The sequence below is a fragment of the Microbacterium timonense genome (assembly GCF_900292075.1).
GTDB classification, from domain to species: domain Bacteria; phylum Actinomycetota; class Actinomycetes; order Actinomycetales; family Microbacteriaceae; genus Microbacterium; species Microbacterium timonense.
The window spans coordinates 17,995-34,659 of record NZ_OLMV01000004.1 but is presented as its reverse complement, the minus strand read 5'-3'; the positions used below and the strand labels follow the sequence as shown (position 1 = coordinate 34,659).

Annotated in this window: 13 protein-coding genes; 6 read left to right on the top strand and 7 right to left on the bottom strand. The window is 71.5% G+C overall.

The features are described from left to right. Positions 1-66: 66 nt before the first annotated feature. Together C9992_RS12530 and C9992_RS12525 are read right to left on the bottom strand one after the other, a co-directional pair. On the bottom strand, positions 67-651 hold the full coding sequence (locus C9992_RS12530; protein WP_106815965.1) for a PH domain-containing protein: 585 nt from the start codon (positions 649-651) through the stop codon (positions 67-69). 108 nt (positions 652-759) lie between these two features. Beyond that, positions 760-1,569 (bottom strand): biotin--[acetyl-CoA-carboxylase] ligase, encoded by an 810-nt coding sequence (locus C9992_RS12525; protein WP_106815964.1) that lies wholly within the window; start codon positions 1,567-1,569, stop codon positions 760-762. Positions 1,570-1,718: 149 nt separating this feature from the next. On the opposite strand from C9992_RS12525, the gene C9992_RS12520 reads away from it, so the two are divergent. Both C9992_RS12520 and C9992_RS12515 read left to right on the top strand, forming a co-directional pair. Further along, the gene (locus C9992_RS12520; protein WP_407662245.1) at positions 1,719-3,308 is read left to right on the top strand and encodes an acyl-CoA carboxylase subunit beta; all 1,590 of its coding nucleotides are present in this window, start codon (positions 1,719-1,721) and stop codon (positions 3,306-3,308) included. A 34-nt stretch (positions 3,309-3,342) separates the two neighbouring features. Continuing rightward, a complete protein-coding gene (locus C9992_RS12515) occupies positions 3,343-3,570 on the top strand; it encodes an acyl-CoA carboxylase subunit epsilon (protein WP_106815962.1) in 228 nt (75 codons plus the stop codon). Positions 3,571-4,013: 443 nt separating this feature from the next. On the opposite strand, the gene C9992_RS17975 is transcribed toward C9992_RS12515, so the two are convergent. The 4 genes from C9992_RS17975 to C9992_RS12490 are packed head-to-tail and all read right to left on the bottom strand — an operon-like array spanning position 4,014 to position 8,432. Then, positions 4,014-5,147 (bottom strand): hypothetical protein, encoded by a 1,134-nt coding sequence (locus C9992_RS17975; RefSeq protein ID WP_146145328.1) that lies wholly within the window; start codon positions 5,145-5,147, stop codon positions 4,014-4,016. Continuing rightward, on the bottom strand, positions 5,144-6,400 hold the full coding sequence (locus C9992_RS12500) for a sensor histidine kinase (RefSeq protein WP_200826325.1): 1,257 nt from the start codon (positions 6,398-6,400) through the stop codon (positions 5,144-5,146). Before C9992_RS12500 ends, C9992_RS17975 begins: the two co-directional genes overlap by 4 nt. Beyond that, positions 6,381-7,058, bottom strand: coding sequence for a response regulator transcription factor (locus C9992_RS12495; RefSeq protein WP_106815959.1), 678 nt, complete (start codon positions 7,056-7,058; stop codon positions 6,381-6,383). The genes C9992_RS12500 and C9992_RS12495 overlap by 20 nt, the downstream gene beginning before the upstream one ends. A 9-nt stretch (positions 7,059-7,067) precedes the next feature. Then, a complete protein-coding gene (locus C9992_RS12490; protein WP_106815958.1) occupies positions 7,068-8,432 on the bottom strand; it encodes a class I SAM-dependent RNA methyltransferase in 1,365 nt (454 codons plus the stop codon). Positions 8,433-8,632: 200 nt separating this feature from the next. Between C9992_RS12490 and C9992_RS12485 the strand changes: the two genes are divergently transcribed. Continuing rightward, positions 8,633-9,319, top strand: a complete 687-nt coding sequence (locus tag C9992_RS12485; protein WP_106815957.1) for a Maf family protein — start codon at positions 8,633-8,635, stop codon at positions 9,317-9,319. Between the two features lie 118 nt (positions 9,320-9,437). After that, positions 9,438-11,204: an acetyl/propionyl/methylcrotonyl-CoA carboxylase subunit alpha gene (locus C9992_RS12480; protein WP_106815956.1), complete on the top strand. Its 1,767-nt coding sequence runs from the start codon at positions 9,438-9,440 to the stop codon at positions 11,202-11,204. A gap of 385 nt (positions 11,205-11,589) precedes the next feature. Here C9992_RS12480 and C9992_RS12475 read toward each other — a convergent pair whose 3' ends face one another. Beyond that, positions 11,590-13,047 (bottom strand): NAD(P)H-quinone dehydrogenase, encoded by a 1,458-nt coding sequence (locus C9992_RS12475; RefSeq protein WP_106815955.1) that lies wholly within the window; start codon positions 13,045-13,047, stop codon positions 11,590-11,592. 149 nt (positions 13,048-13,196) lie between these two features. On the opposite strand from C9992_RS12475, the gene C9992_RS12470 reads away from it, so the two are divergent. Beyond that, positions 13,197-14,030: a purine-nucleoside phosphorylase gene (locus C9992_RS12470; protein WP_106815954.1), complete on the top strand. Its 834-nt coding sequence runs from the start codon at positions 13,197-13,199 to the stop codon at positions 14,028-14,030. Continuing rightward, on the top strand, positions 14,027-16,237 hold the full coding sequence (locus C9992_RS18595; protein WP_456085561.1) for a phospho-sugar mutase: 2,211 nt from the start codon (positions 14,027-14,029) through the stop codon (positions 16,235-16,237). Before C9992_RS12470 ends, C9992_RS18595 begins: the two co-directional genes overlap by 4 nt. The last annotated feature ends 428 nt before the right edge of the window (positions 16,238-16,665 follow it).

Below are 16,665 nucleotides of genomic sequence, written 5' to 3'. Positions count from 1 at the left end.
CACTCCCTCCATCATCCCGCACCGGGATGGGGCCGAGCAGTCAGCGCTGTGGAAGGGGCCGAGCAGTCAGCGCTGTGGAAGGGGCGGCTGCGGCGGCACCGCGGGCGGCGGTCCGGGTGGGAGCGGCTGCGCGTCGCGGTGCGCGAGGATCTGGTTCACCTCGACCTGGTCGACGAGCGCCTCGTGCACGAGTGCGACGCTGGGGATGTTGGACAGGCGCAGCGGCTCGTCGATCCCGTTGCGCAGCGTGATCGTGCCGGCGCCCCACATCCGCTGGATGACGCCCCGCCGCACGGTCAACGTGTATCCGCGGACATGCGTCAATTCCCGGCGCTTGGCACCGAACACGCCGCGCCGCTCCATGACGCGCCGCGTGGTGATGGTGTACGCGTGACCGAGCCACGCGAGATACGGCAGCACCACGAGCAGCAGCACGATGACGGCGGCGGCGGTCAGCAGCATCCAGTTCTCGAACGGCGCCGGCAGGTTGCCGTAGAAGTAGCCGCACGCGCCGGCGACCGCGATCAACACGATCGCCGACCACGTCAGCCGCCGAGCGTGCGGGCGGAAACGCGCGACGAGCAGCTCCGGCGTCGGCGCGCCGGGGGCCGGCGTCAGCGGCCTGCCGCCATAGCTCGTCGGCTGCGTCATGCATCCATTGTGCGGTGAGCATGTGACAGGGCGGCGCTCACCCGCCGTCTGAGGTCACACACGCGCGGCCGCTTCCTCGGCGCCGCGGCACGAACCCGGTCGGCCGCGTCACACCGGCCGGCTGCGAACGTGCACGACGTCGCCGGCCGAGACGACGCTCTCGAACTGGCCGTCCTGCAGCACGACGAGACGGCCATCGGGATCGATGCGGTGCGCGCGACCCCACAGCGTCGCACCGTCGGGGAGCGACACGGCCACATCGCTTCCCACGGTGCCGCAGAGCGCCTCGACCTCGCCGAGCACCCCCGACGCGGCGGCATCGCCGCCTTCCGCAGCGAGCGCACGAAGGTGCTCGTCGAGCGCGACGAGGTAGTCGGCGAGCAAGCGATCCTCGTCGCACTCCAGCCCATGGGCGGCGAACGACGTCGCGGTCTCGACGGGCAGAGCCTCGACCGGCATGCGCGTGTTGACGCCGCTCCCGACGACGACCACATCGGGTCGCCCTGGCACCACCTCGGCGAGGATGCCGCAGACCTTCGATCCGTCGATGAGCACGTCGTTGGGCCACTTCAGCGTGGCGGAGTGTCCGGCCGGCGTCACCTGCGCGCCGATCGCCCGTGTCATGGCGGCGCCCGCAACCAGCGGCACCCATCCACGGGCCTCAACCGGGATGCCGTCCACCCTGACGACGACCGACACCGCGAGCGCGGTGCCGGGCGGCGTGACCCAGGTGCGGTCGAGACGGCCACGGCCGGCGCGCTGATCCGTCGTCAGCAGGAGCGAGAGGTGCGGCCAGTCCTGGGGCGCCTCCTGCACGTGACGCACCACATCGGCGTTCGTCGAATCGGTGGACGGGATGACCTGAACGCGCGGGCTGACAGCAGCGGTGCGCGGGAACCCCTCGGCCTCGATCGTCATAGGGTTCACGCTACCTGCGACCATCACTCGAACGGAGGTGCCCTTCGACGGAGCGCGAGGACGTGTGGGGGAAGGGTGACAGCGGATGCCGCGGCCCCTTGTGCGAACCCTCCAACGCCGCCGGCGGGCCCGCCGATAGGGTGGAATCCGTGACCGAGCAGCCCGACCTTTCGACGACCGCCGGCAAGATCGCCGACCTCCGCGCCCGCTTCCAGGAGGCCGTGCTCGATCCCGAGGAGGTCGCGAAGGACAAGCAGCACGCGAAGGGCAAGGGCACCGCGAGGGAGCGGATCGACCAGCTGCTCGACACCGGCAGCTTCGTCGAGCTCGACGAGTACGTCCGCCACCGCACCACCGCGTTCGGCATGGACCGCTCCCGTCCGTACGGCGACTCGGTCGTGACGGGCGTCGGCACCATCCACGGCCGCACGGTCGCCGTCTACGCGCAGGACTTCTCGACGTTCGGCGGCTCGCTCGGCGAGGTCGCCGGAGACAAGATCATCAAGGTGATGGAGTTCGCGCTGCGCAGCGGCATCCCGATCGTCGGCATGCTCGACTCCGGTGGCGCGCGTATTCAGGAGGGCGTCGTCGCGCTCGGCAAGTACGGCGAGATCTTCCGCCTCAACACCGCCGCGTCCGGCGTCATCCCGCAGATCTCGATCATCATGGGCCCGGCCGCCGGCGGTGCGGTCTACTCCCCCGCCCTCACCGACTTCGTCGTCATGGTCGACAAGACGAGCCAGATGTTCGTGACCGGTCCCGACGTCATCAAGACCGTCACCGGCGAAGACGTCGGCATGGAGGAGCTGGGCGGCGCGCACACCCACAACACGCGCTCGGGCGTGGCGCACTACCTCGCCGAGGACGAGGAGGACGCGATCGACTACGTCCGCACGCTCCTCGGCTTCCTGCCCGACAACAACATGGCAGAGCTTCCGACCTACGAGTCGGAGTTCGAGTTCCAGACGACGGATGCCGACCGCTCGCTGAACACGATCATCCCCGACTCGCCGAACCAGCCGTACGACATCCACCAGGTGATCCGCGGCATCGTGGACGCCGAGGACTTCCTCGAAGTACAGCCGCTGTTCGCCCCGAACATCGTGATCGGATTCGGCCGCATCGAAGGTCGTTCGGTGGGCATCATCGCGAACCAGCCCTCACAGATGGCCGGCACGCTGAACATCGAGGCCGGCGAGAAGGCGAGCCGCTTCGTGCGGTTCTGCGACGCCTTCTCCATCCCCATCGTGACCCTCGTGGACGTGCCCGGGTACCTGCCCGGAACCGACCAGGAGTGGACGGGCGTCATCCGGCGCGGCGCGAAGCTCCTGTACGCCTACGCCGAGGCGACCGTGCCGCTGGTGACCGTGATCCTGCGCAAGGCCTACGGCGGGGCGTACATCGTCATGGGCTCCAAGCAGCTCGGCGCCGACATCAACCTCGCGTGGCCGACCGCCGAGATCGCGGTCATGGGCGGACAGGGCGCCGTCAACATCCTCTACCGCGGCGAGATCAAGCGTGCCGAAGAGGCCGGCGAAGACGTCGCAGCCGTGCGCGCACGCCTGGCGAGCGAGTACACCTACAACGTCGCCTCGCCGTTCCTGGCGGCCGAGCGCGGTGAGCTCGACGGCATCATCGAACCGGCCCAGACCCGGGTGTCGATCGCGAAGGCCCTGCGGGCCCTGCGCGGCAAGCGCGCGAGCCTTCCGCCCAAGAAGCACGGGAACATCCCGCTGTGACCGCCCGGACTGCCATGGACAGGGAGCGAGCGCTGTGAGCGCCGATGATCCGACCGCCGACGGTGTGACCATCGACGTCCGCCGGGGCACCCCGACCGAGGAGGAGCTCGCCGCTCTCATCGCCGTCGTGAGCGAGGCCTACGTCGGCGAGAAGGCGGAAGCGGTCGCCGACGATCGGGTACGGCGCAGCGCCTGGGAGCTGTCGCAGCGCACCCTCCGCCAGCCGCTGCGCCGCGACCTCGGATGGGGCAGATTCGGCTGAATCTGCGGGACGCCGGTGACTATGAATACCCGGCATCCTGTTTTGTCCCCCGAAATACCTACAGACACCGCGGTTGTGCGCTAGGGATACTTGTTCCGCTGGAACGCTTCTGCGTTCGGCCGATCCGATTCCGTTCGACGGAAATCCCGGATCCGGCCACGCGGACGGTTTTCGGGTAACCGTCCGCGAGGCGAGGGGCGGGCGGCTTCGCCGCCCCTCGCCTCCTTCCACTCCGCTCCCTGCCTGGGGTCCCCTCCCCCTCCCGGGCGGGGAGCGCGGCAGCCCTCACGCGTCCGAGACGTCGTGCGCCGTGTCGGACGACGGATGCCGGCGCGATCCGCGTCGTGCGCCGGGTCCGCGCCGGTTCGGCGGCCGAATCGCGCCGCCGCCGGTGATGACTCGCGCCTTCCCGGGATGCTCGCGAGCAGCGGGTCCGTGAGGGCTCACGCCCTCCCGGGGTGCGGGATCTCGCGCCACAGATCGACGGCATCCTCATCGCTCGGAGCGCCGACCGACGGCGAACGGCCGACGACGGTCACCGCGATCCGCTCATCGGGCGATGTGCGGATGTAGAGGCGGTCGGAGCTCGCGGAGCGGAGCGCCTCGGCCAGCTGCGCCCTGATGATGGCGAGGGTGGGCTCGTCGACGTCGTCCAGGCCGCCCTCGTCCAGCACCGTGACGTTGGCGCCGCGCCGGCGGGCGCGCTCCAGCTCGGCGCGCACCTCGTCGTCGAGCAGCCGCGGTCCCCGCATCTCGTCGCGCAGCCGACCCTCGGCGATGCGCGCCTCCAACCGGTCGGCGTCGGTGAGCATGCCGCGCTGTGCCACCGTGCGCGTCAGCACCGGACCGGCGACGGCCAGAGCCTTCTGCACCTGCACCCGCCGCTCACGCTGTCGCACGACCTGCGACGTCTGCCACGCGCTCGCGGCCCGCTGCAGCCGGGTGAGCCGCGCGGTGTCGCGGGCGGCGCGATCCATCGAGAAGACGAGCAGCTGCGCACAGGTCACCCACACGACCGAGCCCACCAGCCCCAGCGCGAGCGCGTTGACCGGGCCCATCCAGAACATCGACGCGATCGTGAGCACGACGATGCCCGTCCACGCCGTCCAGGGCCGGCGACGCACCATGACGATCGTCATGAGCGCACCGATGCCGCCGAGGTACCAGGTGGCGAACGACGCCAGGCGCGACGCCTCCCCCACCGAGAACGAGATGGCACTGGGCACGACGACCGCGCACGCCAGCGCGAGGATCATCGCCGGAACGGGCAGTCGGATGGGACCGCGGATGCCGTCCGCAGGGGTGGGCGCCCCCGCATCCGCCGCCGGTGACTGGCCGGCAGGCGAGGGCTCCTCAGCACTCGTAGCCGGGGGCACGGCGGGCGCGGGCGAGGCGGCCTTGCTGGACGCCGGCTCCCAGAAGATGCAGAGCCACGTCGTGCCGAGATAGAAGGCGAGGGCCGCGACGATGAGGAAGGGTTGCGGCACCGGCGCCGAGCCCCACGCCAGTCCGCGTGCAGCGAGGTACGCGGTGAAGGCGACCGCCAGCAGGACGAGGACGTTCTTGACGCTGATCATGCGGCGGGCACCTGCCAGGTCAGACGCACCACGGTGCCGTGAGGGCCGGTCTCGAGGTCGGCACGCCCACCCACGGCCGCCACGCGGGCGATGATCGATGCACGGATGCCGAGACGGTCGTCGGGGATGGCATCCAGGTCGAAGCCCTCCCCCGCGTCGCGCACCTCGACCCGCACCTGTCCGTCAGCGGCCGCCACGACGATCGCGAGCCCTGCCCCACCGGCGTGCTGGACGGCGTTGGCCACCGCCTGCGTCGCCGCCAGCACGAGCGCACGGGCCACGCGGCCCGGAATCGGGGCGGTCGCGGGGTCGATCTCACGCCGCATGTCGACGTCGGCGCCGAACTCGGCGGCGGCCGCGGCGACCTGGTTCGCCAGGGTGTCGGCATCCCACGGCTCGTCGGTGCCCTCGTGATCGTCCTGCTCGGTGTTGGCCAGGCGCGTCAGGGCCTCGCGGGCCATCGTCGCGGCAAGGGTCCGCTCTCTCGGCGTGCTGGCGCGCTCGGCGGCGATGAGGGCGGCCAGCACGCTGTCGTGCATGAGAGCCGCCACCGCGACGCGCTCCTGCTCCGCGGCATCCGTGGCGGCCGCCTTGGCGTACGAGGCGACCGCCTCGGCACGGGTCTCATCGACATTCACGGCCACCGAGCGGAAGAGCCATCCGAGGGTGAGGATCACCCCGCCGAGGATGAGGGTGAACGAGACGTCGAGCGCCACGGTCGGCCAGTACACGGCGTCGAAGTGCACCTGCACCATGCGCACGACGCCGAACAGCAGCGGCACGAGGGCGGTCCACACGATCTGCAGCGGGAACGGGAACGCGAGCACCGCGGCGAGCGTCGCCAGGTTGATGAGGTACCAGATCCACGGCTCGTCGACCGTCGTCGGGGTGATGCCGGTGGTCGCCGCCGGCCATGCGGCGAGGGCGAGCACGTAGATGACGGCGAACACGCCCGCCGAGATCCGCACGCCGCGCCCGATGAGGCAGGCGAGCAGCATCACCGCGAGGCTTCCGAACACCGTGACCATGAGGATCAGGTACCAGCCGGCTTCTGCGTCCGACGAGCCCAGCGCGGCGAAGAACGCCTGCGCGCCGATGATCAGCGAGCCGATTCCGGCGGCCAGGGCGATGATCCGCTCCACGCGCGCGCGGGTGAAGGAGCCGATGCCGGTGGTCACCTGAGGCGAGTGGGGGATGCGGGCCCACGCGGAGCCGAGCACTCCGGTCTGCGTGTCAGCGGCCACGCGCGACATCCCCGGCATCCGCGGTCGGCTCGACGAGGATGCCGTCCTCGACGGCGCGGTGCAGCAGGTCGATCTTGGTGGGTGCCGGACGACCGACCTCCACGTATTTCACGCGGATGCGTGTGATGTTCTCCTTGGCGGTCGAGTAGGCCACACCCAGGCGTTCGGCGACGACCTTCAGCGGGAGACCGGCGGCATACAGCCGCAGCACGTCGCGCTCGCGAGCCGACAGCTGGGCGTCGGCGAAGGCACGATCGCCTTCGACCGCGCTGGCCCACTCCACGTTGTTGAGGGGCTCGCCGCGCGCGACCGTGCGGACTGCGGCGATGACGTCGTCGATCGGCGAGGACTTGCTGACCACGCCGGCCGCGCCGGCGGCGAGCGCCTCGCGCACCGCGGCGGGGCGGTCGGCGACGCTGTGAATGATCACGCTCGACCCATCCAGCACGAGACGGCGGACGTTCTCGGTGACCGTGGTGCCGTCGCCGAGCGTCAGGTCGAGGACGACCACGTCGGCCGGAGGCTGCCGGGTGGACGCCCGCCACTGCAGGTACTCGGTGACGGTGCTGCCCGAGAAGGCGACCGTCATCGAATCGGCCCGGGCGCAGGCCGCCTCGAGCCCGAGCCGGACCGACTCGTGGTCGTCGATGAAGGCCACGCGCGTCATGCCGTCAGCCTAGCGAGGTGCGCCGACTCGGGTGAGGAGTGCGACCGCCTCGATGTGATGCGAGTGCGGGAAGAGGTCCAGCGCGTCCACCCGGGCCAGGTCGTAGCCGCCGGCTCGGAACGTCGCCACGTCGCGCGCGAGGGCGACCGGGTCGCAGGCCACGTAGACAACGGTCTCCGGTGAGAGGCCGGTGATGTGCTCGACGACCTCACGTCCGGCGCCGGACCGCGGCGGGTCGAGCAGCACCACCCCGCGCGTGAGACGCTCCCGCTGCGTGGCGGATGCCTCGGCCGCCAGCCGCGTCAGCCACCGGTCGACGCGGCCGGTCTCGGCGCGCGCGCCCACCCAGTCCGCGAGGTTCTCGCCGGCGTGCTCGGTCGCGCGGGCATCCGACTCGATGCTCGTCACACGCGTCGCGGCGCCGCCGAGCTCTCCCAGAGTCGCCGCGAACAGCCCGACGCCGCCGTACAGATCGAGGTGCCAGGCATCCGGATCGATCCACGCGCCGTCCGGGCGGGTGGTCGCGCCGTCGGCTCCGCGCCCGCGGACGGCGGCCGTGACCGCCTGTGTGAGCGAATGCGCGGCGAGCCGGTGCACCTGCCAGAAGCCACCGGCGTCGACGCGGAAATCCCTGCCGCCGACGCGCTCGAGCACGACCTCGCGCTCGGGGGTGCGGCGTGCCGGGCGGCGGGAGCCCTGCCTGCGTGCACCGCTCGCTCGCCGCTCCGGTCGCGGCAGCACGCGCACGCGGCCGTCGCCGGGCTGGACGAGGTCGACCCGCCCCGGCTCGGCCGCACGGAGCGACAAGGCGGCCTCTTGGATCGGGGCGGTGGCCAACGGCAGGTCGGCGACAGGGACGACGCGATGACTGCGGGCCGCGTACGGCCCGATACGGCCCTCGTCGTCGACGTGGAGGCTCACCCGGGTGCGCCACCGGGTGCCGTCGACGCTCTCGTCGGCGAGCACCTCCCCCGTCGCCGAGACGACGGGCTGCGCGGGCGACATCGTGGCCGTGGGATTCTCGATGCCGCCGAACCGCTGCAGTGCGTCCAGCAGCACACGCAGCTTCAGCTCACGTTGGTGGGACAGCTCGATGTGACCGAAGTCGGCGCCGCCCGGCCGGTTCTCGGGCGCCGCGTCGACGTCCGCCTGGCGCCAGACGTGCGGGCGCCGGTGCGGCGACGCCTCGAGCACGTCGAGCGTCTCGCCGCGCCAGAACGACTTCTTGCTGGTGTCGGTAAGACGTACGCGAACCGTCTCACCCGGGATCGCGTCGGGCACGAACACGACTCGCCCCTCGTGGCGGGCGATGAAGACCCCGCCGTGGGCCACGTCGGTGATCTCGAGGTCGATGACGTCGCCGGTTCCGCTCACCCGTCGAGCCTACGACCGATCGGGGGGCATAACTCAGGCTTGCGCGTCTTCCTCCGACACACGACCGCTGAATTTCGCCGTCCGTGGTGTCGCGCCGCTTCAATCCGCCTGAGTTGTGGCCGTGCACCCCGCGTACGGTGGTCTTTCGCCGCTTCGGTCCATCGGAGTGGTGGCCGTGCACCCCCGCGTACGGTGGTCTCATGCGCGTCTGCCTCGCCTCGACCTCACCCGCCCGGCTGATGCTGCTGCGGCAGTTCGGCATCCGCCCCCTCACCCTCGCTCCGAACGTCGACGAAGAGGCCGTGGTCGCGGCGGTCGAGGCGGCGGAGTCGCGCACGCTCGCGCCCGAGGAGCACGTGCTGCTGCTCGCGCGCCGCAAGGCCGCGGACGTCGCCGCGCGCCTGGTCGACGACATCGCCGACTTCGACGGGATCGTCATCGGGGGTGATTCCATGTTCGAGCTGGACGGGGCGATCCTCGGCAAGCCGTACACACCCGAGAATGCGACCGAGCGCTGGCACGCCATGCGAGGGCGCACCGGTGTCCTGCACTCCGGGCATGCCGTCGTGCGGATCGAGCCCGGCCAGCCGCCGCGCGAGGTGCACGCGGTGGCCGCGGCATCCGTCTCCTTCGTCGCGGACGTGACGGATGCCGAGATCGAGGCGTACGTCGCCTCGGGCGAACCACTGCACGTCGCCGGCGCGTTCACCGTGGACAGCCTCGGCGGCGCGTTCATCGACCGCGTGGACGGCGACCCCTCGACGGTCGTGGGGATGTCGGTCTCGACGCTGCGCCGGCTCGTGCGCGAACTCGGTGTGGAGTGGACGGCGCTGTGGAACACCACCGACCCGTCGCTGGGTTCGGCGCTCGAGGCACCGACGGAGTAGCCCTGGCGGGCGACGCGCCGAGGGCCGTCCTGGCTTGTAGTAGGAATCCCACGTTTCTCGTCGGTTCTTGTACGAACCGGTCAAAAGACCGAGTGACCGCGTCGGTAGGCTGGCATCCATGCCTCAGATCGCCAAGGTTCTCGTTGCCAACCGCGGCGAGATCGCCGTTCGCGTCATCCGCGCCGCCCGCGATGCCGGCAAGGCCTCGGTCGCCGTCTACGCCGACCAGGACCGCGACGCCATGCACGCCCGGCTGGCCGACGAGGCGTACGCGCTCGAAGGCACCACGAGCGCGGAGACCTACCTGTCGATCGAGAAGATCCTCTCGGTCGCGCGTCGTTCGGGTGCCGACGCCGTTCACCCGGGTTACGGATTCCTCGCCGAGAACGCCGACTTCGCCCGCGCCGTCATCGGCGCCGGTCTCGTCTGGATCGGTCCCACTCCCGAGGCGATCGAAGCGCTCGGCGACAAGGTCACCGCGCGCGCCGTGGCCGAGAAGGTCGGCGCGCCGCTGGCGCCCGGAACCCCGGGGCCTGTCTCGGGTGCCGACGAGGTCGTCGCCTTCGCCGAGCAGGTCGGCCTGCCGATCGCGATCAAGGCGGCCTACGGCGGTGGCGGGCGCGGCCTGAAGGTCGCCCGCACGATCGAAGAAGTGCCCGAGCTGTTCGAGTCGGCGACGCGAGAGGCGATCACGGCGTTCGGCCGCGGCGAGTGCTTCGTCGAGAAGTACCTCGACAAGCCCCGTCACGTCGAGACGCAATGCCTGGCGGATGCTGCGGGCAACGTCGTCGTGATCTCGACCCGGGACTGCTCGCTGCAGCGCCGGCACCAGAAGCTCGTCGAGGAGGCACCGGCGCCGTTCCTCACCCCCGAGCAGAACCGCGTCCTCTACGAGGCATCCAAGGCGATCCTCAAGGAGGTCGGCTACGTCGGCGCGGGTACGTGCGAGTTCCTCATCGGTGCGGACGGCACCATCTCGTTCCTCGAGGTGAACACCCGCCTGCAGGTCGAGCACCCCGTCTCGGAAGAGGTCACCGGCATCGACCTCGTGCGCGAGCAGTTCCGCATCGCCGAGGGCGAGGAGCTCGGGTACGACGACCCGGTGGCCGAGGGCCACTCCATCGAGTTCCGGATCAACGGCGAAGACCCGGGCCGCGGGTTCCTCCCCCAGCCCGGACCCATCCACGTCTTCAAGACGTTCGGCGGACCCGGCGTGCGGCTGGACTCCGGCGTCACCGCCGGCGACAGCGTGTCGGGAGCGTTCGACTCGCTGCTCGCGAAGATCATCGTCACCGGCCGGGACCGCGCCGAGGCCCTCGAGCGCTCACGCCGCGCCCTCGACGAGTTCGAGGTGTCGGGCCTGCCCACCGTGCTGCCGTTCCATCGCAAGGTCGTGCGCGACCCCGCCTTCACGGCCGAGGACGGCCGGTTCGGGGTGTACACGCGCTGGATCGAGACCGAGTTCGTGAACGACATCGCACCCTGGGACGGCGAGCTCGAGGCGCCGAAGCCGGCCGAGGCGCGACACACCGTCGTGGTCGAGGTCGCCGGGAAGCGGCTCGAGGTGAGTCTTCCCGACCGCGTCGTCAGCGCCCCCGGTGTCGCCGGACGCCCGGCCGCCGTGCCGCCGTCGCGCCGCTCGCACGCCCCGTCGGTGGTCGCGGGTGCCTCCGGAGACGCGGTCAAGTCGCCCATGCAGGCGACCGTCGTGAAGGTCGCCGTCGAAGAGGGGCAGCAGGTCGTCAAGGGCGACCTCGTGGTCGTGCTCGAGGCGATGAAGATGGAGCAGCCCATCCAGGCGCACAAGGACGGCGTCATCGGCGCCATCAACGCCGACCCCGGCACCACCGTCTCCGCCGGCCACCAGCTGCTCACCATCTCCTGACATCCCTGGGGCCGCTGGCGTGGCGGCGTGTGCGGCGGCCCTGCGGGCGCCTCGGCCGCGGCCTCCGCTCTCCGCCGGGCATGCCCGTGCGGCCGCATCCGCTCTTCGCCGCGTTCAACAGGTCAACCGCGCTTCCACAGGACGATCAGGGCTCCGAACATCCTGTGCAAGCGCGGTTGACCTGTTGAACGGCAGGCCTCGACGCACCGACATGCCACGACCCAGGCATCCTCACTGGCCGGCGATGACGGATGCTGCGGCAGCGGCATCCGTCATCCCCCGAGCATGCCCCTCCGGCACACAGCATGCCGCTCCGGTGCCGAGCAGGCCGGGGCCTGGTCGCGACGAAAACGGCGCGGCGCACCGCCGGGCGACGCGGCGGGGGTCAGTCGCCGTAGACGTTGTGGTCGACGACGTGCATTGCGCGCGCGGCATCCGTGATGCTGCCCGAGAGCGACGGGTAGACCGCGAACACGCGGGAGACCTGGTCGACGGTGAGGCGGCGCTCGACGGCGATCGCGATCGGGTAGATGAGCTCGGACGCGCGAGGCGCGACGATGACTCCGCCGATGACGGTGCCGCTGCCCTCGCGGGCGATGAGCTTCACGAAGCCGTCCTTGACGCCCATCATCTTCGCGCGCGCATTGGCGGCCAGCGGCAGCTTGTGCACCACGCCGTTGATGTGGCCGTCTTCGATGTCCTTCTCCTGCCAGCCGATCGTGGCGATCTCGGGCGCGGTGAAGATGTTCGAGGCGATCCGGCGGCGCTCGAGCGGGATCACCACGTCGCCCAGCGCGTGGAACACCGCGGTGCGTCCCTGCATGGACGCGACCGAGGCCAGCGGGACGAAGGTCGTGCAGTCGCCGGCGGCGTAGATGTTCGGCACCGAGGTGCGGGCGACGCGGTTCACCTGGATGTGTCCGGAGTCGGTCATCTGGATGCCGGCTTCCTCCAGTCCGATCCCCTTGGTGTTCGGGATGGAACCCACCGCCATCAGGCAATGGCTGCCCTCCACCGTGCGCCCGTCGGACAGCGTCACGACGACCCCGTCGCCGGTGTTCTCCACCCGCTCGGCCCGCGACTTGGAGAGCACCTTCATGCCCCCGCGCTTGAAGACGCGCTCGAGCACGGCCGCGGCATCCTTGTCTTCACCCGGGAGCACCTGGTCGCGGCTGGAGACCAGCGTCACCTTGGCACCGAGGTTCATGTAGGCACCGGCGAACTCGGCGCCGGTGACGCCGGACCCGACGACGATGAGGTGCTCGGGCAGCGCGCTCATGTTGTACAGCTGCGTCCAGGTGAGGATGCGCACACCGTCGGGCTTGGCGCTGGACAGCTCCCGCGGCGACGAGCCGGTCGAGACGACGAGGGTGTCGGCCTCGATGCGGTCGAAGTCGGTGCCACCCGGACCGGTCGAGACGACCACGGCATGGTCGCCCTCCAACCGGCCATGTCCCGAGATGATGCGGACCCCCGCCTCGACCAGCGACGCCCGCATGTCGTCGGACTGCTGCCGCGCAAGGGTAAGCAGACGCTTGTTGACGGCGCTCAGGTTGATGGCGATCTCGGGCTTGAGCGGCTTGCCGTCCTTGCCCTTCGCGAACAGCTGCACCCCCAGGTCCCCCGCGTCGGCGATGGCGACCGCGGCGTCGGCGGTGGCGATGAGCGACTTCGACGGGACCACGTCGGTGATGACGGCCGAGCCGCCGATGCCGGCCCGCTCCACCACGGTCACCTCGGCTCCGAGCTGTGCGGCGGCCAGCGCGGCCTCGTAGCCGCCGGGGCCGCCGCCGAGGATCGCGACGCTCTGGGTGGTCTCGAAGCTGATCGACATGGATTCCATTCTCCCCTGCCCGCGGCCTCGTCCGCACACGCCCGCGGCCTCGTCCGGACACGCGCGCGGCCTCGCCTGGACCCGGCCGCGACACACCCGGGCACGGCGCCGTGCGGGGTCTGCTGGCTCTCGTGCCCGGCGGTTCCTAAAGTGGTGGCATGTCAGACACCACCGGCAATCCTCTCGACGATCCCAGGGCCGACCCGTTCGCGGTCGCCGCGACCGCCGCGGAGGACATCGCCCGTATCACCGGCGTCGAGCGTCACGACATCGCGCTCACGCTCGGCAGCGGGTGGGGCAAGGCCGCGGATCTGCTGGGCGAAACCACCGCGACGTTCCCCGCGACGCAGGTGACGGGCTTCAGCGCGCCGGCACTGAGCGGTCACGTCGGCACGCTGCGCAGCATCGTCACGCCCAAGGGTCGCCGGGTCCTCGTGATCGGCGCCCGCACTCACTATTACGAGGGCTACGGCGTGCGCCGGGTGGTGCACAGCGTGCGCACCGCCGCCGCGACGGGCGCCCGTACGATGGTGCTCACCAACGGCGCCGGCGGCATCAAGCACACCTGGAGTCCGGGACGACCGGTGCTCATCAGCGACCACATCAACCTCACGGGCGCGTCGCCGCTGGAGGGCGCGACCTTCATCGACCTCACCGACCTGTACTCCCTGCGCCTGCGCGACATCGCGCGATCGGTCGACCCGACGCTCGACGAGGGCGTGTACTGCCAGTTCCGCGGTCCCCAGTACGAGACCCCGGCCGAGGTGCAGATGGCCAAGGCGATCGGCGGTCACATCGTGGGCATGTCCACCGCCCTCGAGGCCATCGCGGCGCGACAGGCCGGCATGGAGATCCTCGGGTTCTCGCTCATCACGAACATGGCGGCGGGCATCCAGAAGACGCCGCTCAGCCACCAGGAGGTGCTGGATGCCGGCCGCGAGGCCGAGCCGGTCATCTCGTCCCTGCTCGCACGCGTGATCGGACAGCTGTGAACGACGAAGAAGTCCCGGCCGCCGACGCGGAGGTGCAGGAGCCGGCTCCCGACAAGGTGCCGACAGGAACGGATGCCGCATCCTCGGCCGACGCGGACGCCGTGCTCGCGGCGGCCCACGCGTGGCTCGCTCAGGACCCCGACGGTGAGACGCGCGCCGAGCTGCGCGCCCTCATCGACGCCGCTGAGGCGGGGAACCCCGGGGCCGCGGCGGATCTCACCGATCGCTTCTCCATGCGGCTGGCCTTCGGCACCGCGGGCCTCCGGGGCGCTCTCGGCGCGGGAAGCAACCGTATGAACCGCGTCCTCGTGGCGCAGGCCGCCGCGGGGCTCGCGGCCTACCTGCGGGAGAAGGCGGGGCTTCCGGCCATCGGGGCGGATGCCGAGCACACGGGCCCGACCGGCGATCCGCTGGCCGGCAACGGGGATGCCGCAGCCGACGAGGCGACCGCGCTCGTGCTCGGCGAGCCCGGCGCGGCGACTGGGTCCGGTCCGGTGCCTGGGTCCAGTGCGGCGCCTGAGTCCGGTGCGGCGCCTGGGTCCGGCGCGGCGCCTGAGGCCGGCACGGAGCCCGAGGACGGCGATCGCGGGCAGGATGCCGGCGCCGCCGCCACTCCCGAGGAGCTCGACCTCGACGCCGTTGAGGACGCTGACGCCGCAGGAGCCGTGGACACGGGCGCCGCGGACGCGCGCATCGAACCGTCGTCGGGACTGGAGCCGGTGCCGGAGCTGGTCGAGGCGCTCTCGCCCGACGCGCTCGAGGCGGAAGGCCCCGAGGTCCCCGGCATCCTGGGTGATGCGCCCATCGTGGTGATCGGCTTCGACGGCCGCCGCAACTCCGACGTGTTCGCCCGGGATTCCGCCGAGATCTTCGCGGGCGCCGGGCTGCGCGCGATCCTCCTTCCGCGGATGCTGCCGACACCGGTCCTCGCGTTCGCGGTGCGGCACTTCGGCGCGGCCGCGGGTGTCATGGTCACCGCGAGCCACAATCCGCCGAACGACAACGGCTACAAGGTGTACCTCGGCGGTGCCGATCAGGGCTCGCAGATCGTCTCCCCCGCCGATGCCGAGATCGCCGCCCACATCTCGCGCATCGCGGACGAGGGCGACATCGCCACCATCCCGCGCTCCTCCGGCTTCGAGATCGCCGGTGAAGCGGTCGTCGACGAGTACATCGCCGCGACGGCGGCTGTCGCGTCGGCGCCGGCCGGCGCCGACGGACTCACCTGGGTGTACACGGCGATGCACGGTGTCGGGTGGGAGACGCTGTCGCGCATCCTCGAGACGGCCGGCTACCCGGCCCCTGTGCCGGTGACCGCTCAACTCGAACCCGACGGCGCGTTCCCGACTGTGGCCTTCCCCAATCCCGAGGAGCCGGGCGCCATGGACCTCGCCTTCGCCACGGCACGGGATGCCGGCGCCGACCTCGTGATCGCCAACGACCCGGACGCCGACCGGCTGGCGGTCGCGGTGCCCGACGACTCCGCCGACGGCGGGTGGCGTCGGCTCACCGGCAACGAGATCGGACTGCTGCTCGGCTGGCGCGCCGCCCGACGCGCCGCGGCGGACGGCAACGCGCCCGCCGGGGCCTCGCTCGCGTGCTCCCTGGTCTCATCGCCAGGCCTGCAGGCTGTCGCTGACCACTACGGCCTCGACTTCCACGCGACGCTGACCGGCTTCAAGTGGATCTCACGCGCACCGGGGATCGTCTTCGGCTTCGAAGAGGCGCTCGGGTACCTCGTGAACCCCGAGACGGTGCGCGACAAAGACGGGATCTCGGCCGCCGTGGCGATCCTCGGCATGGTGTGCGAGGCCCGCGAGCGCGGCGAGTCGCTGTCCGATCTGCTGGCGCAGTTCGACGCGACGTTCGGGTCGTTCGCGAGCGACCAGATCTCGGTGCGGGTCGATGACGTGTCGCAGATCTCGAGCATCATGGCGGCGCTGCGGGAGCGGCATCCCGAAACCGTCGGCGACGTCGCGGTGGACCGCGTGGACGACCTGCTCGAGGGAGTCGACGACCTTCCCCCGGGAGACGTGCTGCGACTGTGGCTGGCCGACGGCTCGCGCGTCATCGTACGGCCGAGCGGAACCGAGCCGAAGTTGAAGCTCTACCTCGATGCGCGCGGCGACTCCCGCGAGGACGCCGCCGCACGCATCGGAGCCCTCGCCGACGGCGCCCGGGCCCTCCTCGCCGCCTACGGCGGCTGACCCGATCACCTCGTCATCGGGGATCCTCCCGGGCTCGGGGCGCAGAACGTGCGTTCGGGGCGCAGCACTCGGGTTCGGGGCGCAGGACGTCCGTTCGGGGCGCAGAACGTGCGTTCGGGGCGCAGCACTCGGGTTCGGGGTGCAGAACGTGCGTTCGGGGCGCACGGCGTCCGTTCGGGGCGCAGCCCGCGCGCCCCGAACGCCCCTCGCGCGCCCCAAACCCCCTGGGGACGGTTCAGTGCAGCATCCGTTCCACGCGATCGGCGCTCCCCCGCGGGTTCGGGGCGCAGAACGCCCGTTCGGGGCGCAGAACGTCCGTTCGGGGCGCAGCACTCGGGTTCGGGGCGCAGCCCGCGCGCCGCGAACGCCCCTCGCGCGCCCCAAACCCCCCGGGGACGGTCCAGCGCAGCATCCGTTCGGCTCGATCG